The 21,344-nt window shown below is 71.6% G+C and carries 20 protein-coding genes and 1 other RNA gene; 15 read left to right on the forward strand and 6 right to left on the reverse strand.

All coding sequences use genetic code 11. The features are described from left to right. Positions 1-31 precede the first annotated feature (31 nt). Entirely contained in the window at positions 32-1,387 is a 1,356-nt protein-coding gene (locus ACFYST_RS10590) for a hypothetical protein (RefSeq protein WP_387861308.1), read from the forward strand. Positions 1,388-1,487: 100 nt separating this feature from the next. Here ACFYST_RS10590 and ACFYST_RS10595 read toward each other — a convergent pair whose 3' ends face one another. Continuing rightward, a complete protein-coding gene (locus tag ACFYST_RS10595) occupies positions 1,488-2,552 on the reverse strand; it encodes a hypothetical protein (protein WP_387861310.1) in 1,065 nt (354 codons plus the stop codon). A gap of 307 nt (positions 2,553-2,859) precedes the next feature. Here ACFYST_RS10595 and ACFYST_RS10600 point away from each other — a divergent pair, with 307 nt between their 5' ends. The 5 genes from ACFYST_RS10600 to ACFYST_RS10620 all read left to right on the forward strand — a co-directional run bounded on the left by ACFYST_RS10600 (position 2,860) and on the right by ACFYST_RS10620 (position 6,158). Then, complete coding sequence (locus ACFYST_RS10600; RefSeq protein ID WP_387861312.1) at positions 2,860-3,066, forward strand: hypothetical protein; 207 nt, start codon at positions 2,860-2,862, stop codon at positions 3,064-3,066. A gap of 81 nt (positions 3,067-3,147) precedes the next feature. Continuing rightward, positions 3,148-3,858 carry a TniB family NTP-binding protein gene (locus ACFYST_RS10605; RefSeq protein WP_387861314.1) on the forward strand — a complete coding sequence of 237 codons (711 nt, stop codon included), beginning with the start codon at positions 3,148-3,150 and terminating at the stop codon, positions 3,856-3,858. A 227-nt stretch (positions 3,859-4,085) separates the two neighbouring features. Continuing rightward, positions 4,086-4,610, forward strand: a complete 525-nt coding sequence (locus tag ACFYST_RS10610) for a hypothetical protein (protein ID WP_387861316.1) — start codon at positions 4,086-4,088, stop codon at positions 4,608-4,610. Positions 4,611-4,668: 58 nt separating this feature from the next. After that, positions 4,669-5,067 (forward strand): ACT domain-containing protein, encoded by a 399-nt coding sequence (locus ACFYST_RS10615; protein WP_387643399.1) that lies wholly within the window; start codon positions 4,669-4,671, stop codon positions 5,065-5,067. Positions 5,068-5,138: 71 nt separating this feature from the next. Next, the gene (locus ACFYST_RS10620) at positions 5,139-6,158 is read left to right on the forward strand and encodes a serine hydrolase domain-containing protein (RefSeq protein WP_387861318.1); all 1,020 of its coding nucleotides are present in this window, start codon (positions 5,139-5,141) and stop codon (positions 6,156-6,158) included. Positions 6,159-6,165: 7 nt separating this feature from the next. Here ACFYST_RS10620 and ACFYST_RS10625 read toward each other — a convergent pair whose 3' ends face one another. Further along, positions 6,166-7,914, reverse strand: a complete 1,749-nt coding sequence (locus tag ACFYST_RS10625; protein ID WP_387861320.1) for a SpoIIE family protein phosphatase — start codon at positions 7,912-7,914, stop codon at positions 6,166-6,168. A 289-nt stretch (positions 7,915-8,203) separates the two neighbouring features. Between ACFYST_RS10625 and ACFYST_RS10630 the strand changes: the two genes are divergently transcribed. Further along, positions 8,204-8,605, forward strand: a complete 402-nt coding sequence (locus ACFYST_RS10630; RefSeq protein WP_387861322.1) for a hypothetical protein — start codon at positions 8,204-8,206, stop codon at positions 8,603-8,605. A gap of 76 nt (positions 8,606-8,681) precedes the next feature. Here ACFYST_RS10630 and ACFYST_RS10635 read toward each other — a convergent pair whose 3' ends face one another. Then, positions 8,682-9,239, reverse strand: a complete 558-nt coding sequence (locus ACFYST_RS10635; RefSeq protein WP_387643391.1) for a heme-binding protein — start codon at positions 9,237-9,239, stop codon at positions 8,682-8,684. Between the two features lie 235 nt (positions 9,240-9,474). On the opposite strand from ACFYST_RS10635, the gene ACFYST_RS10640 reads away from it, so the two are divergent. The 6 genes from ACFYST_RS10640 (at position 9,475) to ACFYST_RS10665 (ending at position 16,161) form a co-directional block, all read left to right on the forward strand. After that, positions 9,475-10,761, forward strand: a complete 1,287-nt coding sequence (locus ACFYST_RS10640; RefSeq protein ID WP_387861323.1) for a sensor histidine kinase — start codon at positions 9,475-9,477, stop codon at positions 10,759-10,761. A gap of 45 nt (positions 10,762-10,806) precedes the next feature. Beyond that, on the forward strand, positions 10,807-11,442 hold the full coding sequence (locus tag ACFYST_RS10645; RefSeq protein WP_387643387.1) for a response regulator: 636 nt from the start codon (positions 10,807-10,809) through the stop codon (positions 11,440-11,442). A gap of 298 nt (positions 11,443-11,740) precedes the next feature. After that, the gene (locus tag ACFYST_RS10650; RefSeq protein ID WP_387861324.1) at positions 11,741-12,652 is read left to right on the forward strand and encodes a carbohydrate ABC transporter permease; all 912 of its coding nucleotides are present in this window, start codon (positions 11,741-11,743) and stop codon (positions 12,650-12,652) included. Next, positions 12,649-13,533, forward strand: coding sequence for a carbohydrate ABC transporter permease (locus tag ACFYST_RS10655; protein WP_387643384.1), 885 nt, complete (start codon positions 12,649-12,651; stop codon positions 13,531-13,533). The genes ACFYST_RS10650 and ACFYST_RS10655 overlap by 4 nt, the downstream gene beginning before the upstream one ends. 68 nt (positions 13,534-13,601) lie before the next feature. Next, positions 13,602-14,987: an ABC transporter substrate-binding protein gene (locus ACFYST_RS10660; RefSeq protein WP_387643382.1), complete on the forward strand. Its 1,386-nt coding sequence runs from the start codon at positions 13,602-13,604 to the stop codon at positions 14,985-14,987. Positions 14,988-15,189: 202 nt separating this feature from the next. Beyond that, the gene (locus tag ACFYST_RS10665; protein ID WP_387643380.1) at positions 15,190-16,161 is read left to right on the forward strand and encodes a hypothetical protein; all 972 of its coding nucleotides are present in this window, start codon (positions 15,190-15,192) and stop codon (positions 16,159-16,161) included. Between the two features lie 258 nt (positions 16,162-16,419). Here ACFYST_RS10665 and rnpB read toward each other — a convergent pair. The 3 genes from rnpB to ACFYST_RS10680 form a co-directional block, all read right to left on the reverse strand. After that, an RNA gene (rnpB, locus tag ACFYST_RS10670) (RNase P RNA component class A) lies at positions 16,420-16,822 on the reverse strand. A gap of 13 nt (positions 16,823-16,835) precedes the next feature. Further along, a complete protein-coding gene (locus tag ACFYST_RS10675) occupies positions 16,836-18,302 on the reverse strand; it encodes an MFS transporter (RefSeq protein WP_387861325.1) in 1,467 nt (488 codons plus the stop codon). Then, a complete protein-coding gene (locus tag ACFYST_RS10680; RefSeq protein ID WP_387861327.1) occupies positions 18,299-19,798 on the reverse strand; it encodes an RNB domain-containing ribonuclease in 1,500 nt (499 codons plus the stop codon). The genes ACFYST_RS10675 and ACFYST_RS10680 overlap by 4 nt, the downstream gene beginning before the upstream one ends. A 194-nt stretch (positions 19,799-19,992) precedes the next feature. On the opposite strand from ACFYST_RS10680, the gene ACFYST_RS10685 reads away from it, so the two are divergent. Together ACFYST_RS10685 and yaaA are read left to right on the forward strand one after the other, a co-directional pair. Continuing rightward, the gene (locus ACFYST_RS10685; protein WP_387861329.1) at positions 19,993-20,412 is read left to right on the forward strand and encodes a DUF3995 domain-containing protein; all 420 of its coding nucleotides are present in this window, start codon (positions 19,993-19,995) and stop codon (positions 20,410-20,412) included. Between the two features lie 120 nt (positions 20,413-20,532). Further along, positions 20,533-21,333 carry a peroxide stress protein YaaA gene (gene yaaA / locus ACFYST_RS10690; RefSeq protein ID WP_387861331.1) on the forward strand — a complete coding sequence of 267 codons (801 nt, stop codon included), beginning with the start codon at positions 20,533-20,535 and terminating at the stop codon, positions 21,331-21,333. Positions 21,334-21,344 lie beyond the last annotated feature (11 nt).

The raw sequence follows: 21,344 nt of genomic DNA on the forward strand, positions 1-21,344 counted from the left end.
ATCCATTCAAGATCATTAGGGGAGGCGCGAGTTGGCCGCCGACAAGGAGAAGAACGAGGGACTGACGTCCTTGATCGCGGAAGCCGGATGCACCTATGCCGCTCTGGCCAGGGAAGTTCGCCTCGTTGCGGCCGAAGCTGGCGAGACCGTTCGCACTGGGCCGCCTGCCGTGCACTTCTGGGTCTCAGGAGGCATCCCGAACCCGGCTACCGTCGGGTATCTCACCGAAGCGCTCAGCAGAAAGACCAAGCGCAAGGTCACCCCTGCCGAGATCGGTCTACGCTCCGAAGGAATCGGCGAGGCACTGTCCCCAGACCCACTGGCCACAGCCGTAGATCTCGGGAGACTCGTCATGAACCGCCGCCGCGACTTCCTCGCCCTCGCCTTCTCCGCCGCAGCCGTTGGCCTCCCCCTCACCTACGACCACACGGCGGCGGCCTCAAGCCTCCGGACAGCGAAGGCCGACGGAAGGATCAGCGCCGAGACGGTCGCCACGGTCCGGTTCCTGACCGAGAGCTTCCGGAGCGCCGACGAACGACTCGGTGGAGGCCACGGCCTGGCCATGGTGGCCTCCTACCTGGTCGACGACGTCATGCCGATGCTCAAGGCGAACTACACATCCGCCACCGTCCGCGCGAGCGCCTTCGGCGCCGCCGCCGAGCTGGCGACTCTGGTCGGTTGGAAGCACCACGATCTCGGACGTGAAGGAGCCGCCCAGCAGTTCTACCTGCTCGGGTTCCAGCTGGCCTCCGAAGCGGACTCGCAGGGCCACGCCGCTTGGATGATGCGGGCGCTCACACATCAGGCACTCGACCTCGGACAGACGAAGCACTGCGTCGACCTGGCGGAAGCGGCTCTCGCCATGGCCAGGGGGAAAGTCGACCGCGGGACCGAAGCCCTGCTGTTGGTGACTGCTGCCCGCGCGTACGGCGCAGGAGGACGGCCCCGGGATGCCGCCCGCGCCATCCTGGGTGCCGAGGACGCCATGGCCGCCAACGGGGATCAACTGCCGGCCTATGCCGCCGCATCGGGCCCAGTCGCCTCGACCGTTGCCTCGCACATGGGCAAGACCCTGACCGAGATGAAGGACCACCAGGCCGCGGAACGCCACTACCGAACCGCCTTGGACGGTCGACTCGCCGAGTCCTACCGCCGCGTCCGCGGCCTCACCGTCTCGAACCTCGCCAAGACCGTCGCCGCCCAAGGCCGGCACGAGGAGGCCGTCGGCCTATGGGGTGAAGGACTTGATCTGATGGACGGCGTCGCGTCCAAGAGGGCAGTCGCAGAACTTAAGTCAGTCCGGTCGACCATGGCCGTCTACTCTAGGCGAGGCATCCCAGGAGCCGCCGATCTCGGCCACCGCGCAGCATCCCTGATTCGACCGTGAGATGACCGCTACCGTCACCCGTCCCGCTCACCCCAGGTCGGGACGGCGTTCCCGGTCCTCCGGGCCGGGGTCCGCTGATCGGTGGACGTGGTGCTGGTAGTCACCCGATGAGTTCGGCGAAGAAGTCGTTGAGCATCCTCTCCGGACTCTCACTGGCCATGAACTCCCAACCACCGAAGCGGTACAGCTCGTAGCCTTGGAGGGTGAGGCGTCGGCTGTCTCGCGCCATCTTGGCGTAGGCCCTCGGATCGGCCCTTCCGTCCGAGGTCGCATGGTGCGTCCTGCCGTCGATTTCCAGGATGACTCGTCGTCCTCCGGGAAGGAACATCATAAAATCCCGGACCTGGCTGTCGAGAACACGGCGTCCTTCCTGATCCCGCTGCTTCTGAGTCACCGGGTCGTAGTGCAGGTATACCTGCGGCAGGATCGCCGGCATGCTGCCAAATCCCATAGATCGAGCCAACTGCCAATAGACGTAGAGAAGTTGGCGCTCCGGCTCGCTGTTGGGGCATGACTCCTCCAGGCGTACCTTCAACCGCGCCAGCCGGTCCCCCGGGCCGAGGATGATGTTCTCATCGCGGCACCCCCACCACTCGATCAGGTCCGCTGCGGTCAGGCCCTCGGCCGTAATCGCCCTGTCGTACAGGAGGCAGTGCTCGGCGTTCTTGGTGATGGCGATGATCCCCTTGGCGACATCGGTCATCACGATCTCCGGCTTGTACTTCGCAGCGAAGATCACGTTCCTCAAGTCGCCGTTGGGACCGCGATACCCGGCCGTTGACATCTGCCTTTCGTGATCCGCAAGCTCGGTCAGGATCGGCTCGCAGAGATCGGCGATGCTTCTCAGCTCGCCATGCTCCCGATCGAACTCCCAGTAGCCTCGCCGTGTCCGGAACGGCAGCCGGTGCGTGACCCCGAGCCGACCGAGGACCGCATCGAGGCAACGCAGGACGTCGGCAGCCTCCCGATCGTCGAGCTGACTGTGGGGCTCGCGGGTCTGTATCTCCTCCTCGATCAGGCAGACCATGTGGTACGCCACATCCGCGTCCGGGTGGGTGGCGACGGGTCCCCGCCGCAGCTTGTTCACCAGCTCACGGTTCAGGTGCTTGAGGGTCCCTTCGCCCCATCCGCTTGGCGTCATCACGAACAGGTCGTCCGGGTTCATCTCGGGCCCTTCCTCGGTACCTCGCGCAGCTCGATGAGGATACGCGGGAGGCCCGACAACCGGGCCCCTATGGCCGGATCGCAGCAACTACGGCTCAGGCCACGACAGCGGGTCCCAGGTGGTCAGGGGGAGTCCGTGAGCCCTGGACAGGTTCATGAATTCCATCTCCCTTGCGCTTTAAGGATCTTGACGGACTGTCAGTTCTCCGCAGAATGGTCGTCAATGTCAGACCACCGTCGTAGCCTTCTCTGAACCCCGCACAGCTCCTCCCCGGCCGGTACTCCCGCCGTACAGCACCTACGAGGCGATGACGCCAGACGAACGAGACGACCTCAACGACGCACGGGACGACCACCACAGCGCCCTCGCGCTCGTCCGGACCGCCCGCATGCAGGAGATCCACCAGGCGATCGACCAACGCATCCGTGTCAACCGGCACCAGGCAGCCGGTGCCCGCCGCGGCATTGTCATCGACGGACCACCGGCCATCGGGAAGTCCACGGCAGTGAAGTGATTCGCGGCCGACTTCGAGCGGCGCCTACGGCGCCGGCACCCGGAGCGGTTCGAGCCCGGCTACGTAGTCGACGGGTACATCGTGGACTACTGCCCCGTGGTGTACCTGAGCGTCCCCGCCGCGGCCACTCCCAAGGACCTCAGCAGCAGCCCCGCGCACTACCTCGCCATCCCCAACCCCACCAGGGGTACGAAGAGTTCGATCACATCCCGGGTCCTCGACGTCATGCGGCTCTGCGGCACGGAGCTGGTCATCATCGACGACGCGCACTTCCTCGACTTGTCAGCCCGAGAGGGCCGCATCATCAACGACCACCTGAAGGACATCGCCAACCACGTCGCGGCGACGTTCGCCTACACCGGCGTCGATCTGAAAAAGAGCGGCCTGTTCCTCGAAGGTCGTGGCGCGAGTGTCCGAGCTACCCAGACCAGTGGGCGCAACACCCTGCACTCGATGTCCCCGTTCAAGATCAACACTACTGCCGAGAAAACTGAGTGGGTCAAGATCGTCCTGGCGCTGGAGTCCGCCCTCTGCCTGTACCAGCACGAGGCCGGCAGCCTCGCCAAGCTGGCCCAATACCTGCACGACCGCACCGGCGGAAGTATCTGCGCTCTCTCCGACCTGCTCCGCGAGTCCGCGATCGTGGCCGTCCACACCGGCGAGGAGAAGATCACCCGCCCCCTCATGGAGACCGTGGAGATCAGCGACCTCGCCCAGTCCGCCTACCGGGTCACCGTGAAGGCGAAGAAGCTGGGTGAATCCGGAAGCCGCTCAGGCAGGGCTGTCGGCTGACCGTCTCCTCGACGCCGCCGCAGTCGAGAGCACGGAGAAGGTAGCTGGCGAGAACGATGCCGGACTCATGCTGACACACTGAACGTTTGCCTGCGCAGCCTTCTTCTGCGGCTGCGCAGGCAAACGTTCAGTCCGCTGGTGGCAGGTCCGGCAACTGAACGAATCGCCGACGTTCTACACGAAATAATCGGTCGAACCGAGCGCCTGCCCGGCCCTAACCTCGCGCCGTGACGAACACGACGACGGACCCGGTCGAGACCGCCGAGGACTTCCTCGCCCTGCTGCGGCGCCTGTCCGCGCACTTCGCGGGCCAGGGCCCGGACGTGGACGACGTCCTGCTCCGCTGGGCCGCCGCCCTCCCCGAGCAGGCCCCGGACCCGGGCTGGTCCGGCCTGGCCGACCAGTTGCTCGGCGCCCTCGCCGCACCACCGGCCGGGCCCGCCGAACCCGCCCCGCTGGGCGAGGAGCTGGACGTGGCCACCTCCGGCGAACTGCGGATCCTGCTGCGCGCGCTGGCCGCCGACTACGCGCGGGACCGCGCCTGGACGGCGGACCGGGTGGCCCGCGGTCTGTGGGCCGGCGACGGCGGCGGCTGGGCGAGCGGCTCGCTGGCCGGGTTCCTGACGTCCTGGGAGTCCTGGCTCGACTCCTCCCTCGGCCTGCCGCCGAGATTTTCCGACGCCCCGCCGATCGAACCGGTGACCTGGACGTCGGTCGCCTGGCAGCTCGACGCGGCCCGCGTCTACGAGTGACACCGACACGCCCCGCAGCGCTCCCGCCCCGCCGCCCGCAGCCACTACGGTGACGGCCATGTCAGGCGAACGCGATCTTCGACAGCTGCTCTCCGGCTTGAGCCCCGTCCTCAACCCCGGCCGCTACGTGTACTGCACACTGCCCGGCCGGGTTCCCGCCGGGCTGCGGCCGGTCGTCACGGTGGCCGAACCCGAGGGCGTGACCTTCGTCGTCCTCGAGGAGGAGGCCGACTCGCTCGGCCTGCCGCACGCGTTCACCGCCGCCTGGATCACCCTGCGGGTGCACTCCGCGCTGGACGCCGTCGGCCTCACCGCCGCGGTCTCCGCCGCGCTCGCCGAGCACGGCATCAGCTGCAACGTGGTGGCCGGTTTCCACCACGACCACCTGTTCGTCCCCGCCGACGACGCCGACCGCGCACTGGCCGCCCTCGACGCCCTAGCCCCGCAGCCCACCTGACGGCCCCTGGTCTTCGCCGTCCGGCGCGGGCGAGAATGCGGACCAGGGCCTGTCCGGACGAGAGGGATGCCGTGCAGAACTCCACGTGGAGCGCCGACACCGCCGCCGTCCTCGGCGCCGGCCTCGCCAGGTCCGTGGACGCCGGGCTGTTCCCCGGCGGGGTGCTGACCGTCGGGGAGGTGGGCGCCGGCCGGGTCACCGTCGGGCACGGCCTGGTCGCCCCCGAGTGCGGCGACGCCCGGCCCGGCCCGGGCACCCGCTACGACCTCGCCTCGCTCACCAAGGTGCTCGCCACCTGGCCACTGGTCGGCGCCGCCGTCCGCGCCGGCCGGCTCGACCTGGACGCCCCGCTGCGCGAACACCTGCCCGAACTGCCCTCCCCCGGCGGCAACTTGACCGCCCGGCAGCTGCTCTGCCACACCTCCGGCCTGCTCCCGTGGACCGGCCTGGCCGGCTACGAACACACCGGCCGACCACTGATCGAGCACCTGTGCGCCGAGCCGCTGGTCAGCCCGCCCGGCAGCCGGTACCGCTACATCGACCGCGGCTTCATCCTGCTCGGCCTGCTGCTGCCCGCCCTGCTGGGCAACCCCCTGCACCTGCTCGCCGACGAACTCTGGCGCGACCTCGGCCTGACCGCCACCGTCTACGGACCGCTGCCGCGCGACCCGCAGCTCGCCCCGACCGAACAGCGCCTGCGCGACGCACCCCGCACCTGGGGCGCGCCGCACGACCCGAGCGCCGCGCTGCTCGGCGGGGTGGCCGGCCACGCGGGGGTGTTCTCCACCGCCGCCGACCTCGCCGCCTACGCCGAGCACCTGCTGGCCGGGGCGAGCCCGCTGGCCGACTGGTTCACCGAGAGCCGCCGCCCCTGCGCCGCCGTCGAACCCGGCCTGCACCGCGGCCTCGCCTGGCTGGTCACCGCCGACGACTCGGTGGCCTACCACCACGGTTTCACCGGCACCAGCCTGTTCCTCGCCCCGCACACCGGCCGCTACGTGGTGCTCTGCACCAACGCCGTCTACCACGGCTTCGACCGGAACCGGCTGGCCGACCTGCGCGCACTCGCGCTCCGCTCGCTCGCCTCGTGACGGCCCGTCACCGGCGCAGCGGCTGCCACCGCCCGCCGGTCAGCGCCGTCAGCACCTCCCCGCTGCTCGCCTGCCCGGGGCGCGGCCGGGCGGGGGCGGCGGCGAGCAGCGCGATGTCGTCCTCGGCGGGGTCGGGGGCGCCGGCCAGCACCTCGTCCAGCAGCCGTTCGGGGCCGGCCCCGGCGGGCAGCCGCCGGGCGGTGAGCCGCTCCAGCGAGCGGTCGATGTCCTCGCCGCGGCGCTCCACCAGGCCGTCGGTGAACAGCAGCAGGGTGTGGTCGGGCGGGACCACCGCGTAGCTCGGGACGTAGCCGTTGTGACCGGTGGCGAGCGGCGGGCCGGGCGCCACCGGCAGCAGCGCCACCTCGCCGTTGGGCCGGACCACGGCGGGCGGCAGGTGGCCGGCGCTGGCGAAGCAGTAGCGGCCGCGGGCGGGTTCGGCGTACACCGCCAGGCAGGTGGACGGGCGGTAGTTGTGCACCTCGCCGGCCAGGCCGTCCATCCGGGCCAGCAGCCGGTCTGCGCTCGGCTCCAGCAGGGCCATCGCGCGGAGCATCGCCTGGTAGTGGCTCATGTCGGCGGCGGCCTCGATGCCGTGGCCCATCACGTCGCCGATGGCCAGCACGGTGCGGCCGTCGGGCAGCGCCACCGTCTCGTACCAGTCGCCGCCGATCAGGGCGCTGGTGCCGGCCGGGCGGTAGCGGAAGGCGACGGTGATGTCGGGGTGCGGGGTGCCGGGTTCGGCGAGCATGGCGCGCTGCAGGTCGACGGCGACGGCGTGTTCGCGGCTGTAGCGGCGGGCGTTGTCGAGGTTGATGGCGGCGCGCACGGCGAGGTCCTGGGCGGCGACGGCGTCGTCCTCGCCGAAGCCCGGGGAGGGGCCGGTGCGCAGCAGGGTGGCGGTGCCGATCCGGTGGCCGCGGGCGGTGAGCGGCACCACCATCGCGGCGTGGACGCCGAGCGCGCCGAAGTCGGCGATCCGGTCCGGGTTGGGGGCCGTGCGGCGCGCGTCGGCCTCGGTCAGTTGGTTCTCGATCACCGGGCGGCCCTCGGCCAGGCAGCGCGGCACGGCGGAGTCGGGCCCGTAGTCGACGTACTCGCCGCGTTCGCCGAGCACCCGGATCCGCTCCAGCAGGTCGGGCCTGGCGGTGACCGCGGTGCGCAGCAGGCGGCGGCCGCCGTCGGGGAGGGGGCGGGCGTGCTGGCTGTCGGAGTGCGGGAGCAGTTCGACGGTGGCGGCGTCGGCGAGGTGCTCGATCAGGAAGGTGGCGAGTTCGCCGCAGGTGGTCTCCACGTCGAGGGTGGTGCCGATCCGGGTGGCGGCGGTGTCGAGCAGGGCGAGCCGGGCCCGGGCCTGTTCGAGTTCGCGCTGCTGCCGGTGGCTGGCGGTGACCTCCAGCAGGATGCCGACCAGGCCGGCGGGCTGTCCGGCGGTCTCCAGCCGGTGGTAGGCGCCGTACCAGTAGCGGCGGTGCTGCGGGGAGCCGGCCCGGGTGTGGCCGCTGGAGGTGATCTCGCGGGGGCGGCCGTCGGCGAGCACCTCGCGCAGTAGGTCGTCGCGGGCGTCGAGGCCGGGGAACAGTTCGGCGACGGTGTGGCCGAGGTGGCGCTCGGCGGGGATGCCGTTCATCGCGGCCAGCGCCGGGTTGACGTAGCGGAAGCGCAGGTGGGTGTCGAGGACGGCGACGCCGGCGGGCGTGCCGTCCAGTACCCGGCGCAGCGGCTGCGGCAGGTCGTTCCAGCTGGTGTCGGCCATGGCTTCGGCACCTCCTCGCCGGGCGCCCGGGCACTGTGACCAGTAAACACAGCGCGCGCGGCCGGGGCGATCCGGTACGCGGCGGGGCCGTGGCGGGCGGGCCGGGGCGGGGGTGCGGGCGGCGGGGAGTCACCCGAACGGAGTCGCCGGGGTGCCCCGGCGGGTGGACGGGTCGAGGGTCGTCACAGGTCAACTTCGGCCAAGGAGGTCTCCCATGAGCTCGTCCGTCGGTCCGACCCCGGCAGCGCCCGGGCCGCCCGCTTCACCGGCCCCCGGGAACAAGCCCTGGGTGTCCGGGACTGTGCTGTTCGCCGGTGTGCTGATGCTGGTGAGCGGTCTGCTGGAGGTGTTCCGCGGGATCATGGCGATCGCCAAGGACGACATCTTCGTGACCACCCCCCAGTACGTCTTCCGCTTCAGCCTCACCTCGTGGGGCTGGATCCACCTGGTGATCGGCGCGCTGGTCGCGCTGACCGGCCTGTGCGTGCTCACCGGCATGCTCTGGGCCCGGATCGCCGGTGTGTTCTTCGCCGCGCTGAGTCTGCTGGACAACTTCCTCGACATCCCCTACTACCCCGTGTGGTCACTGGTGCTGATCGCACTGGACGTCTTCGTGATCTGGGCGCTGTGCGCCTACCGCGAACCCGAACGGCTGCCCCGCGGACCCGAGCAGGTGCCTCGCGAGGTCTGAGCCTCCGCGCAGCGCACCGACCGGGCCGGTGGCCCGCTCTTCCGGGAGCGGGCCACCGGCTCTGCGGCGCCGGGCCTCACTTGTTCAGCGCGGCAACCCCTGCCTGGGCGAACTGCTCGTCCTGGTCGGCGCTGGGGGCGCCGGCCACGCCGACGGCCGCGATCGGGGCGCCCTTCAGCTGGACCGGGGCGCCGCCGCCGAGGAACAGCGTGCCGGGGATGTCCTTCAGGTTCGGCGCCTGGGCCAGGCGCTTGACCAGCTCGGAGGTCGGGGCGTTCCAGGACACCGCGGTGTAGGCCTTGCGCTGGGCGGACTCGAAGGACTGCGGGCCGGCGCCGTCTCCGCGCAGCTCGACGATCACATTGCCGTTCCGGTCGACGACCGCGACGGAGATCTTCTGGCCGGCCTTGGCCGCGGCGTCCAGGCTGGCCTGGGCGGCCTTGGTGGCGGCCTCGACCGTCAGGTGCGAGGTGTCGAAGGTGTTCTTGTTCTGGACGTCGGACGAGACGGCGGTGGCGGGGGCCGCGTTCGGCGTCTCGGCGCTGGCGGAGACGGCGCCGACCACGCTCGCGCCGACCGCGGCCACCGCGACGGCACCAGTGACGACGCGGGTACGGGTGCTCAGCTTCTTCATCTTCGGCTCCTGGATCGGTGGTTCGGTGCCGGACTGCTGGGGTGCGCCGGCCTCGCTCTCCATGGTTCGCGGCCGGACCCCCACCGCGGATCGGCGAACCGGCTGGACCGGCGGAGCATGATGGACGACAACCGTGTCAGCCGATCGGTTGATGTGCGAACCGTGATCCGCGGGCACCATCCAAGTGCCGGCAGCGTGCCGGCCGGTGCCGACAGCGCGCGAAAGGAGGTCGGCCATGATGCGTCTCCCGCTCTCCCGGGCGGCCGACCCGGACGCGGGCTGGCTCGCGATGGTCATGCGGCTGGTCTTCGTGCTGCTGCTCGGCACCTCGCTGACGCGCTACCTGACGCACCACCTGGCCAGCCCGCTGACACCGTGGGTGATCGCGCTGAGCATCGCCCTCGCCGCCGGGCACCTGTCCGGTCTCTCCGAGCGCCGGCAGGCCTGGCTGGCGGCGGTGCTGGGAAGTTGGGCGGTGCTGGTGCTGATGGCGCCGAGCTTCGCCTGGTGCGCCGTCCCGCTGGTGTACACGGTGCTGCGGGCGTTCCCGCCGCGGACGGCGATCCCGCTGGTGTCGGCGCTCACCGCGCTGGTGATGGTGTCCCAACTGCGGCTGCCGGGCGCCGATCCGACGCTGGTGCTGCTGCCCCCGGCGGTCGCCGCGCTGGCCACCGCGGTGTTCCTGTACATGCAGCGGCAGGGCGCCCGGCAGCACAAGCTGATCATCGACCTGATCCGGGCCCGTCGGGAGCTGGCCGCTGTGGAGCGCCGGCAGGGCGCGCTGTCCGAGCGCGAGCGGCTGTCCGTCGAGATCCACGACACCCTCGCCCAGGGCCTGTCCAGCCAGCAAATGCTGCTGCAGGCCGCCGAGTTGACCTGGGAGCAGGATGCGGCGGCCGCCCGCGGCCATGTCCGGACGGCCGCCGCGATCACCGCCCGGAACCTCGCCGAGGCCCGCCGTTTCGTGCACGACCTCGCCCCGGCCGATCTCGCCGAACAGGGCACGCTGGAGGCCGCGTTGGCCGCCCTCGCCGAGCGGGAGGCCGCGGAGAGCGGCCTGCCGGTCCGCTTCCAGCTGGACGGCAGCCCGGCGCCGATGCCGGCCGCCGCGCAGTCCGCGCTGCTGCGGATCGCCCAGGGCGCGCTGGCCAACGTCCGGGAGCACGCCCGGGCCGGCCGGGCCTCGATCACGCTGTCCTACCTGGGCGACCAGGCGGTGCTGGATGTCGCGGACGACGGCCGTGGCTTCACCCCGCCACCCGGCGGCCGCGCCGCGGGCGGGCCGGCCGGCGCGGGCCGCGGGCGCGGCCACGGGCGCGGCCACGGGCGCGGCCACGGGCTGCCCGCGATGCGGGCCCGGCTACGGCAGTTGGGCGGCACGCTCACCGTCGAGTCGGCCCCGGGCGAGGGCACCGTGGTCTCGGCCGCCGTCCCGCTGGAGAGCCCACCGACCGGGAGTCCGTCACCCGAGGGTTCACCGCCCGAGAGCCCACCCTTCGAGAGCCCACCGGAGGCCCGCTGACAGCACACCGCACCGCCCGCACCACCCGCACCGCACGGAGGGTCCATGAACGACAACGACAAGGTCAGGCTGCTGATCTGCGACGACCACGCGATGGTCCGGGCCGGGCTGCTGGCGCTGCTGGCCAGCGACGGGGCGATCGAGGTGGTCGGCGAGGCCAGCACCGGCGAGGAGGCGGTGACGCTGGCCGCCCGCCTGCAGCCGGACGTGGTGCTGATGGATCTTCAACTCGGCAGCGGAATCGACGGGGTGGAGGCCACCCGGCGGATCCTGGCCGGCCCGGGCGACAGCCATGTTCTGGTGCTGACCACCTTCGACACCGACGCCGACATCACCCGGGCCATCAACGCGGGCGCGACGGGGTATCTGTTGAAGGCGGAGCGCCCGGCCGAGTTGTTCGCGGCGATCCGCTCGGCCGCGGCGGGCCGGCCGGCGCTGTCCCCGCCGGTCGCGTCCCGGGTGATGGCCCGGATGCGCTCCCCCCTGCCCCAACTCACCGACCGTGAACAGGACATCCTCGACCAGCTCGGCCAGGGCCTGGGCAACCGGGAGATCGCCCGGGCACTGTTCATCAGCGAGGCCACCGTCAAGACCCACCTCGGCCGGATCTACGCCAAGCTCGGCGCGGACACCCGCTCCGGCGCGGTCGCGATCGCCAAGGAGCGGCGCCTGCTGCGCTGACCGAAACCGGGCAGAAGCCCGGCTCCCCGGACAACTGAAGATCAATCGGACGCGTCCGAAGCCTTGCCACGCACAGTGATCGGAAGTCAGTATTCCTACCGGCCGGTAGACCTGACGGAACAACGGCTGCGCGAGGGCGCGGAACAGACAGTGACGGGGTGGCGACAGCCGTCCCCTCGGATGTGACGCGAACGCGTAAACTGCGCGACACCCTCCGCTCACCCTCTCCTCGCCGACCCGTCGTTCGAGGACGACACGGTTTGGCCGGAACCAACGTCACGAAAGGCGGACGCGCACCATGCCGACCGCATCAAGCCCACCCGAGCCACGGCGCCGTCTCGGCGAGCACGGGCTCGCCTGGGCCTTCCTGCTGCCCTCGGTAGTGGTCTTCGCGCTCTTCATCGTCTATCCGCTGGGGCGCACCTTCTACCTGAGCGCACACGCCAACGACCTGTTCGGTGCGCCCTCCAAGTACGTCGGCATGAAGCACTACACCGACCTGCTCTCCTCGGCGGACTTCCGCACCACGCTGGTCACCACCGCGCTGTTCGTGCTGTTCACGGTGGTCCCCGGAGTGCTCGGGGCGCTGCTGCTGGTCCTGCTGATGGAGGGTCGGATCCGCGGCGTGCGGCTGCTGCGATCCGCCTTCGCGCTGCCGTTCGCGTTCTCGGTGGCGAGCGCCTCGGTGGTCTTCTCGGTGTTCTACAACCCCGCCAGCGGTGTGCTCAACGGGCTGCTGTCGCACCTCGGTCTGGGCCCGGTGGGCTGGTTGACCGACTCCCAGTGGGCGCTGATCTCCGTCGCGATCTCCACGATCTGGATGAACCTCGGCTACAACGTGCTGGTGCTCTCGGCCGGCATCGGCTCGATCCCGGGCGAGATCACCGAGGCCGCCCGGCTGGACGGCGCGTCCGGCTTCCGGCTGGCCCGCTCGATCACCATTCCGATGCTCGGCCCCAGCCTGTTCTTCCTGGTGGTGATCTCCACCGTGAACGCGCTGCAGAGCTTCGGCCAGATCCACATCCTCACCAAGGGCGGCCCGGACGGCTCCACCCGCACCCTGGTCTACTCCGTGTACGAGAAGGCGTTCGCCTACGGCTCCAGCGACTTCGGCACCGCCAGCGCGCAGGCCGTGGTGCTGATGGTGGTCGTGCTGTGCTGCACCGCCGTGCAGTTCGGAGTCCTGGAGCGGAAGGTGCACTACGCATGACCACCCTCACCAAGACGCCCGCCGTCGCCGAGCCCGCCCGCACCGCCCGCCCGCCGCTGCGCGTCCGCGACACGCTGGGCCGGGTCGGGGTCTGGGCAGTGCTCGCCGTGGCCGTGCTGACGGTCGCCTTCCCGGTCTACTACGTCTTCGCCGGCGCCTTCATGCGCCCGGACGAGATCGCCAGCTACCCGCCCGCGATGATGCCGCACTCGCTCACCGGGGAGAACTTCTCCGGCGCCGTGCACGCCATCCCGCTGTTCCGCCAGTACGGCAACTCGATGCTGGTGGCGGGCCTGATCACGGTGGCGCAGCTGTTCACCGCGGTGCTCGCCGCGTACGCCTTCGTGTTCCTGCCGATGCGCGGCCGGAGCATCGTGTTCGGCCTGTTCCTGGCCACCCTGATGGTGCCGTGGGAAGCCATCATCATCCCCAACTACCTGACGCTGTCGGACTGGGGCATGGGCAACACCTACTTCGGCCTGGTGCTGCCGTTCCTGGCGTCCGGCTTCGGGACATTCATGCTGCGGCAGTCGTTCCGCCAGTTCCCGGGCGAGCTGCGGGACGCCGCCCGGATCGACGGGGCCGGCCACTGGCGGTTCCTGTGGCGGATCCTGGTGCCGCTGAACAAGCCGGCCCTGGCCGCGCTGGCCATCTACGTCTTCCTGTCGTCCTGGAACCAGTACTTCTGGCCGCTGATCATCACCCGCACCGCCAACATGCAGACCCTGCAGATCGGCCTGACCTCGCTGCGGGACTCCGAGATGACCGACCCCGGCCTGATCATGGCCGGCGTGGTGCTGTCGCTGCTGCCCACGCTGGCGCTGGTGCTGTTCGGCCAGCGGTTCATCGTCCGCGGCCTGACCGCGGGCGCCGTCCGCTGACGCACCGCCACTTCGCTCCGCCCGTACCACCGCTCCCGGTCCCAACCCTCGCAGAAGAGAGAGAACCCGTGAAGAGAAGTGCCCGCGCGCTCGCCGCGCTGCTGGTGTCCGGCCTGGCCCTGACCGCCTGCAGCTCGAGCGGCTCCGGCGGCTCCTCCGACGAGTCCGGCGCCCCGGCCGCCTCCGCGCTGGACCAGGCGTCCGGTGTGACCAGCATCGAGTTCTGGCACTCGATGACCGGCAAGAACGCCGAGCAGCTGACCGCCCTGGTCAACCAGTTCAACGCCGCGCACCAGGGCAAGATCGAGGTCAAGCCGCTGTTCCAGGGCACCTACGACGACCTGATCGCCAAGTACAAGGCCTCGGTGCAGCAGAAGGCCACGCCCGCGGTGGTGCAGGTCTACGACATCGGCACCCGCTTCATGATCGACTCCAAGCAGACCGTCCCGGCGCAGGCGTTCGCCGACAAGGACGGCTACTCGCTGGACGACCTGCAGGCCAACATCCGGAACTACTACTCGGTCGGCGGCAAGCTGCAGTCGATGCCGTTCAACTCCTCGATGCCGCTGCTGTACCTGAACGACGACGCGTTCAAGGAGGCCGGCCTCGACCCGGCCAAGCCGCCCACGACGCTCGCCGAACTCGGCGACATGGCCAAGCAGTTGACCAAGAAGGACGACAGCGGCAAGACCGTCCGGTACGGCTTCGGCGCGGCCATCTACGGCTGGTTCGTCGAGCAGCTGCTGGCCGAGAACGGCGCGCTGTACTGCGACGCCGACAACGGCCGCAGCGGCAAGGCCGGCAAGGTGGCCTTCGACTCCGCCAAGGGCGCCGAGATCGTCCAGTGGTGGGCCGACCTGGTCAAGGGTGGCTACGCGGCCAACACGGGCCGTCAGACCCCGGACGCGCAGGCCGCGTTCAAGGCCGGCACGGTCGCCATGCACCTGGAGTCCACCGGCGTGCTGCGCGGCTACACCGAGGCCGCCAAGTTCACCGTCGGCACCGCCCAGTTCCCGAAGACCGCGGCCGGCGACCAGGGCGGCCCGATCATCGGCGGCGCCTCGCTGTGGATCTCCGGCCCCGGCCACTCCGACGCCCAGAAGCGCGCCTCCTGGGAGTTCGAGAAGTTCCTCACCGCCCCCGAGCAGCAGGCCGTCTGGCACACCGGCACCGGCTACTTCCCGGTCAACTCCAAGGCGCTGGACCTGCCCGCCGACAAGGAGTGGGTGGGCAAGTTCCCGCAGTTCCAGACCGCGATCGAGCAGCTGAAGGCCACCAAGCCGACCACGGCCACGGCCGGCTGCCTGCTCGGCGTCATGCCGCAGGCCCGCAAGGGCGTGGAGACCGCGATCGAGCAGACCATCGCGGGCACCAAGACCGCCCAGCAGGCGCTCGCGGACGCCGCCAAGGAGCTCCAGCCCGCCATCGAGAGCTACAACTCCTCGGTGGGCTGACCCTCCGCCAGCATTGCCCGAAGAGCCCGTCCGCACTCGCGCGGACGGGCTCTTCGGCGCTGTGACGAAGGTCTGCTGACGATTCGTACGAATATCCCTCGCGAGTAACCCACCCCGCCTGCAACACTGTCCGCGGCTGGGTGTATGAATTCTCCGCTGGATTCATCACGGGCTCCAGCCATTTCTCTTCGAGGGGGGACCCATGCGTAAGAGCACGTTCACTCGTGCCGCCGCGCTGCTGATCGCAGCCGGTGCCATGACGGCCGTCGCGGTTCCGGCGGCCTCCGCCGCTCCGGCGCCCAAGGGCAAGATCAGCACCAAGGCCGTGAAGACCGCGTCGACCGCGCGCACCATGCCGAAGGTCGCCGCGCAGGCCAAGACCGCCAAGGCCGCCCCGCAGGGCGTCATCGTCACCCCGACCTACGCCCTGCTGAACCCGGGCGACAGCCTGAAGCCGGGCGACAGCGTGAAGGTCGGCTACAGCACCCTGACGATGCAGACCGACGGCAACCTGGTCCAGTACTTGACCGCTGACAACGGCAAGCAGATCCAGGTCCTGTGGTCCAGCAAGACCTGGGGCAACAACGGCGCCTCCGCCGTCATGCAGGCCGACGGCAACTTCGTCATCTACAAGCAGGACGGCGTGAGCGCCGTCTGGTCCACCGGCACCTGGAACAAGACGAACGCCGTGTTCGTCCTGGACGGCGGCGAGCTGCTGGTCGGCAACTCGAACGGCGGCACCCCGTACTGGCGGAACGACGCCGGCTTCTTCCCGGACTACGTGAACGGCCAGTACGTCGACTCGCCGGCCGACAACCTGAAGGGCACCGGGCAGTACGGCCAGGCGATCTTCGCGAACAACTGGCTGGAGTCCAGCACCACCATCCTGATCCAGCAGGCTGACGGCAACCTGGTGCTCTACCGCAAGAAGGACGGCGGCGTCATCTGGGCGGCCAACACCCAGGGGCACCCGGGCGCGCTCACGGTCCAGGACCCCAGCGGCGTCTTCGGCGTGGCCGACGACAAGGCCGCGTACTGGACCAACGGCACCTGGGACAACCCGGGCGCGTGGACCCGGATCCAGTCGGACGGCAACATGGTCACCTACCGCGCGGGCAGCACCCCGACCAACGGTAGCGCGCTGTGGTCCACCAACACCTGGGGCAAGGCCTGACCTACCCGCGGGCCCGCTGGGCCTGAGGCGGTCCGGTAGCAAGTGAGGGGCGGTCACCGAAAGGTGACCGCCCCTTCGCCGTGTCCGAGGTTGAAATGTCCGCGCCGAAACAACTCGACAGCGAATTGGCGGTACGCCGACGAATCGACATTCGGACAGCGCTTTGCCCATTCCGGAAAGCCGATGGCGAAAACACGGAGAGTTGGCACACGATCACGCGGGCACGCATTCGGCGTGCGGCGGAGAACCCGAAGGCGGCGGACGAGTCGGCCTGTACGCCGGGTTCTGTCTCCCGGGGTGCTTGCGCGGCCCGGGGAGGCGGCCATCCATCTAGGGCTGCCGTTGCCGACAGCCTCGTGCGGTCTACCCGCGAGCTCGGGCGAGCAGCCCTCGAACACCCGCGCACGACACCCGAGGGTGTCGATCTTGACCTTGCTCCGAGTGGGGTTTACCGAGCCGGCCGAGTCACCTCGGTCGCTGGTGGTCTCTTACACCACCGTTTCACCCTTACCCACCGCCGAAGCGGTGGGCGGTCTACTTTCTGTGGCACTGTCCCGCGGGTCACCCCGGGTGGGCGTTACCCACCACCCTGCTCTGTGGAGCCCGGACGTTCCTCGGCGGGCCCCCAGAAGGGACCCGACGCGACCGCCCGGCCGGCTCGTCCGCCGTAAGGGTCATGGTAGCCGCTCCACGGAGGCTCCCCGTACCCCGCCCGGGACCTGGCGGTCGAAGCGGGCCGCCACCCGGGCCGCCGTGCCGGCCGCCCACGGCGTGGTGGTGACCAGGCCGAGGACGAAGACGGTCAGGCCCAGGCCGGCCACGATCCACCAGCCGGCGTGGGTGGCGGGCGTGAAGCTCCCGGCCGAGGCGACCGCTCCGGCCACCACCGAGCCGATCACCGCGACGCCCAGCGACTGGCCGACCTGCCGGCTGGTGGAGGCCACCGCGGCGGCCACCCCGGCCTGGGCCAGCGGCATGCCGGAGACCGCCGAGTTGGTGATCGGCGCGTTCACCATGCCGAAGCCCAGCCCGAACAGCGCGTACGCGGGCAGCAGCAGGAGGGCCGAGGAGTCGGCCGTCAGCCCGGTCAGCAGCACCCCGCTGGCGGCGATCGCCGCACCCGCCACCAGCAGCGGCAGGCGCGGGCCGCGGCCGCCGACGATCCGGCCGGACAGCGGGGCGGTCAGCAGCGTCAGCCCGGCCATCGGCAGCGTCCACAGGCCGGCCACCACCGGGGTGTAGTGCCGCACGTTCTGCAGGTACAGGGTGTTCAGGAACAGGAAGCCCGCGAGCGCCGCGAACGCGCACACCGCCGTGACGGTGGCCCCGGTGAAGGGGGCGCTGCGGAAGAACCGCGGGTCGATCAGCGGCTCAGGCACCCGTCGCTCCCAGAACGGGAACACCAGCAGCGCGGCGAGCGCCACCCCGGCCAGCGCCAGGATGCCCGGCGAGGTCCAGCCGTGGCCCGGCCCCTCGATGATCGCGGCGGTGCCGCAGCCCAGCATCAGCACCATCAGCAGCTGGCCGACCGGGTCCAGCCGGCGGGCCCGCGGCGCCCGGGACTCCGGGACGTAGCGGTGCGTCAGCACGAAGGCCGCCAGCCCGACCGGGATGTTGATCAGGAAGATCGACGGCCAGCCCGCGCTGTCCACCAGGAACCCGCCGATCAGCGGACCGAGCGCCATGCTGATGCCGACCACGCCGCCCCACACGCCGATCGCCTGCGCCCGCTCCTTCCGGTCGGTGAAGGTGTTGGTGATGATCGACATCGCGACCGGGTTGAGCATCGACCCGCCGACCGCCTGCACCGCCCGGAACGCGATCAGCCAGCCCAGGCCCGGCGCCAGGCTGCACAGCAGCGAGCCGAGCACGAACAGCAGCAGCCCCGTCCGGAACACCCGGCGGCGGCCGATCCGGTCCGCGATCGACCCGGACAGCATCAGCAGCGAGGCCAGCACCAGCGTGTAGGCGTCGATCACCCACTGCAGGCCGGACGCGGGCGCGCCCAGGTCGCGCTGGATGGCGGGCAGCGCGATGTTCACCACGGTGTTGTCCAGGCCGACAATGAACAGGCTCAGACAGCAGATGGCCAGGACGATCAGCCGGCGGCGGCGGTCGGGAGCAGTGCTCGGTCGGCTCATTCCCCGATCATCGCACCGGCCTCGGCAGCCCCCGAAGGCCCTTGTGCGTCGGGCACCAGCGCGAACCGGACAGCCCGGGCGACCGGGTCGGCCAGGGTGAGCCGGACGGTCACCCGGCGGCCCAGCGGCAGCCGGTCGGCCGCGTCGCACTTGGCGACCACCGCGGGACGGCGCAGCTGCACCGTGCCGGTGCCCGGCCGGCGCTCGTCCACGTCGATCACCACCGCCCGGAAGTCCTCGCCCACCCGGCCGCGCAGCAGCTCCGCCTCCACCAGGTCCACGCAGGCGCGCTCCACCGCGTGCGCGCGGCGGTCGCCGCTGCTCATCCGCGCGGGCACCAGCGGCAGGGCGTCCCGCACCCAGCCCGGGACATCGGTGCCGCCGGCCACCGCGAGGCAGACCTCCAGCGCGTACCGGTCGCCGAGGCGGCGCAGCGGCGCGGTGCAGTGGGCGTAGGGGGCGGCCAGCGCGGCGTGCCCGGGGTCGGCGGGCGGGACGGTGCCGCGGGCGGTGTCGAACGCGTGGTAGCCCGCGCCGCGCAGCAGGCCGGTGCACTCGTTCAGGAACGCGGCGTCGGCGGTGCGGGCCGGGTCGAGGGAGCGGATCAGCTGCGGGTAGGGCAGCCCGTCCGGCCAGGGCACCTCGAGTGCGGCGGCGACCCGGCGCAGCCGCTCGAAGGCGGACTCGGGGGCGGTGGGCAGGGTGCGCAGCAGGCCGATCCCGGCGTCCAGCATCAGCTCGGCGGCGGCCATGCCGGTGAGCAGCGAGAGCTGGGCGTTCCAGCCGTCGGCGGGCCGGGGCGCCCGGTAGCGGAGCCGGTAGCCGCCGTTGACGGCCTCCACCTCCTGCTCGGGGATCGGCAGGCTGACCCCGCCGCGGGCCTCTTCCTGCGCCTCGCGGAGCCGGCCGATCTCGGCGAGCAGGGTGAGCTGCTCGTCCGCGCCGCCGGCGTCGATCCGGCCCTGGACGGTGGCGTAGTCCAGCCTCCGTCGTGAGCGGACCCGGGCCCGGCGCACGTCGGCCAGCAGCAGCGCGCCGTCGGCGTCCAGGTCGAGCTGCCAGAGCAGGGCGGGCCGCAGTTCGCCAGGCAGCAGGCTGGCCGCGCCCTCGGAGAGCCGGGCCGGGTGCAGCGGCACGTTGCCGTCCGGGAAGTACAGCGTCTGGACGCGCCGGCCGGCCTCGGTGTCGATCGCGCCGCCCGGCGAGACGTAGGACGCGACGTCCGCGATCGCGTAGTGCACCCGGTAGCCGCCGCCGCGGCGGGCCAGGTGGATGGCCTGGTCGAGGTCGCGGGAGCCCGGCGGGTCGAGGGTGAACAGGTCGAGGTCGGTGGCGTCGAACTCGGGCAGGCGGGGCAGCGAGGCAGCCCGCTCGGCCTCCGCGAGGACTTCCGGCGGCCAGTCGGTGCGGATCTCCAGAAGGCTTCTGAGGTCGGCGAGTTCGGTGTTGATCCTGGCGGTCTGGGCGGCCCGGACGCTGAGCTTTCGGCGCGGCATGGTCGCAGCGTAAGGCGCAGTAGCGTGGTTGGTGCACCCGGACCGGCCGTGAAACCGGCGGCGGTGCACGGGGATTGGCCGTGGGAAGGGGCGGGGCCGTGACAGCTCGGACGGACAAACGGCAGTGGGTGGCGCCGGGTTCGGAGTGCCGGTGCTGCGGGGACCGGACGGACGCGACCGGAGGCGGGCGCGGGGTGCGGGCCACGGCGACCGCCGTCGCGGGCACGCTGGCCGCCGTGGGCGCGCTGCACGCGGTGTGGTCCCGTTCGCCGTGGCCGTGCCGGGACCGCGAGCAGTTCGCCGACCTGGTGGTCGGCGTCGCCCCCGACCGACTCCCCTCCGCCGGAGCCTGCCTGGCCGTGGCCGGACTGCTCGGCACCGGCGCCTACCTGGTCGCCGCCCGCGGCGGAGTGCTGCCCCCGCTCGGCCCGCGCCGCCTGCGCACCGCCGGTGCGGCGGGCGTCGCCGGCGCCCTGCTGACCCGCGGCCTGGCCGGCCCGCTCGCCTTCACCCGCCGCACCCCGGACTTCGTCCGCCTGGACCGCCGCGTCTACGCCCCGCTCTGCCTGGCCCTCGGCACGGGCGCGGCGGTGGTGGCCGCCCGCGGGCGGTAGTTCGCCGGAGCACGGCGGCAACCACACCGCACCGCAGTGCGGACGGTCGCGGATTCGGGGTGCGGCCCCGCTGGTCGTTAGGGTTGACCGGTCTGTCGTGGGTCGTTGAAGGGTGTTGCCGTGCTGGTTCTGCTGCCGCCGTCGGAGGGGAAGGCCGCGCCGGAGGCGGGTGTGCCGGTGGAGGTGGCGGGGCTCTCGTTGGTGGGGCTGACCGGGGCGCGGGAGAAGGCGCTGGCGGCGCTGGTGGAGCTGTGTGCGGGGGACGAGGAGCGGGCGGCCGAGGTGTTGGGGCTGAGCAAGGGCCTGCGCGGGGAGGTGGCCAAGAACGCGGGGCTGCTGACGGCGGGGGCGCGGCCGGCCGGCGAGGTGTACACCGGGGTGCTGTTCGACAACCTGGGCCTGGCGAAGCTGGACGAGCGGGCGTACGCGCTGGCGGAGCGTTCGCTGCTGGTGTTCTCCGGCCTGTGGGGCGCGGTGCGGATCGGCGACCGGATCCCGCCGTACCGCTGCGCGATGGGCGTGAAGCTGCCGCCGCTGGGCGCGCTCGGCCCGTACTGGCGGACCGCGATGGACAGCGTCCTGCCGGAGGAGGCCGCGGACGGGCTGGTGCTGGATCTGCGCAGTTCGGCGTACGCGGCGGCGTGGAAGCCGGCGGGTGAGGTGGCGGGCCGGACGGTGACGGTGCGGGTGCTGCAGGAGCGCGAGGTGGACGGGGTGCTGAAGCGTTCCGTGGTCAGCCACTTCAACAAGGCGACCAAGGGCCGTCTGGTGCGCGACCTGCTGGCCGCGGGCCTGGAGCCGTCCTCGCCTGGCGAGTTGGTGGACGCGCTGGCGCAGCTGGGTTACCGGGTGGAGGTCGCGGCGCGCGGCACGGGCCGCAAGCCGTGGCAGCTGGACGTCGTGGTGACGGACGTGCACTGACCGTCCGCCAC

Source organism: Kitasatospora sp. NPDC004614 (assembly GCF_042873675.1).
Taxonomy (GTDB): domain Bacteria; phylum Actinomycetota; class Actinomycetes; order Streptomycetales; family Streptomycetaceae; genus Kitasatospora.

Bases quoted from the DNA above. Each gene is read 5' to 3' on its own strand.
- ACFYST_RS10645 (WP_387643387.1), top strand. From the start codon at position 10,807: ATGAACGACAACGACAAGGTCAGGCTGCTGATCTGCGACGACCACGCG.
- ACFYST_RS10625 (WP_387861320.1), bottom strand. From the start codon at position 7,914: ATGGCCGACACCAGCTGGAACGACCTGCCGCAGCCGCTGCGCCGGGTA.
- ACFYST_RS10595 (WP_387861310.1), bottom strand. From the start codon at position 2,552: ATGAACCCGGACGACCTGTTCGTGATGACGCCAAGCGGATGGGGCGAA.
- ACFYST_RS10665 (WP_387643380.1), top strand. From the start codon at position 15,190: ATGCGTAAGAGCACGTTCACTCGTGCCGCCGCGCTGCTGATCGCAGCC.
- ACFYST_RS10675 (WP_387861325.1), bottom strand. From the start codon at position 18,302: ATGAGCCGACCGAGCACTGCTCCCGACCGCCGCCGCCGGCTGATCGTC.
- ACFYST_RS10680 (WP_387861327.1), bottom strand. From the start codon at position 19,798: ATGCCGCGCCGAAAGCTCAGCGTCCGGGCCGCCCAGACCGCCAGGATC.
- ACFYST_RS10600 (WP_387861312.1), top strand. From the start codon at position 2,860: ATGACGCCAGACGAACGAGACGACCTCAACGACGCACGGGACGACCAC.
- ACFYST_RS10640 (WP_387861323.1), top strand. From the start codon at position 9,475: ATGATGCGTCTCCCGCTCTCCCGGGCGGCCGACCCGGACGCGGGCTGG.
- ACFYST_RS10615 (WP_387643399.1), top strand. From the start codon at position 4,669: ATGTCAGGCGAACGCGATCTTCGACAGCTGCTCTCCGGCTTGAGCCCC.
- ACFYST_RS10635 (WP_387643391.1), bottom strand. From the start codon at position 9,239: ATGAAGAAGCTGAGCACCCGTACCCGCGTCGTCACTGGTGCCGTCGCG.
- ACFYST_RS10650 (WP_387861324.1), top strand. From the start codon at position 11,741: ATGCCGACCGCATCAAGCCCACCCGAGCCACGGCGCCGTCTCGGCGAG.
- ACFYST_RS10655 (WP_387643384.1), top strand. From the start codon at position 12,649: ATGACCACCCTCACCAAGACGCCCGCCGTCGCCGAGCCCGCCCGCACC.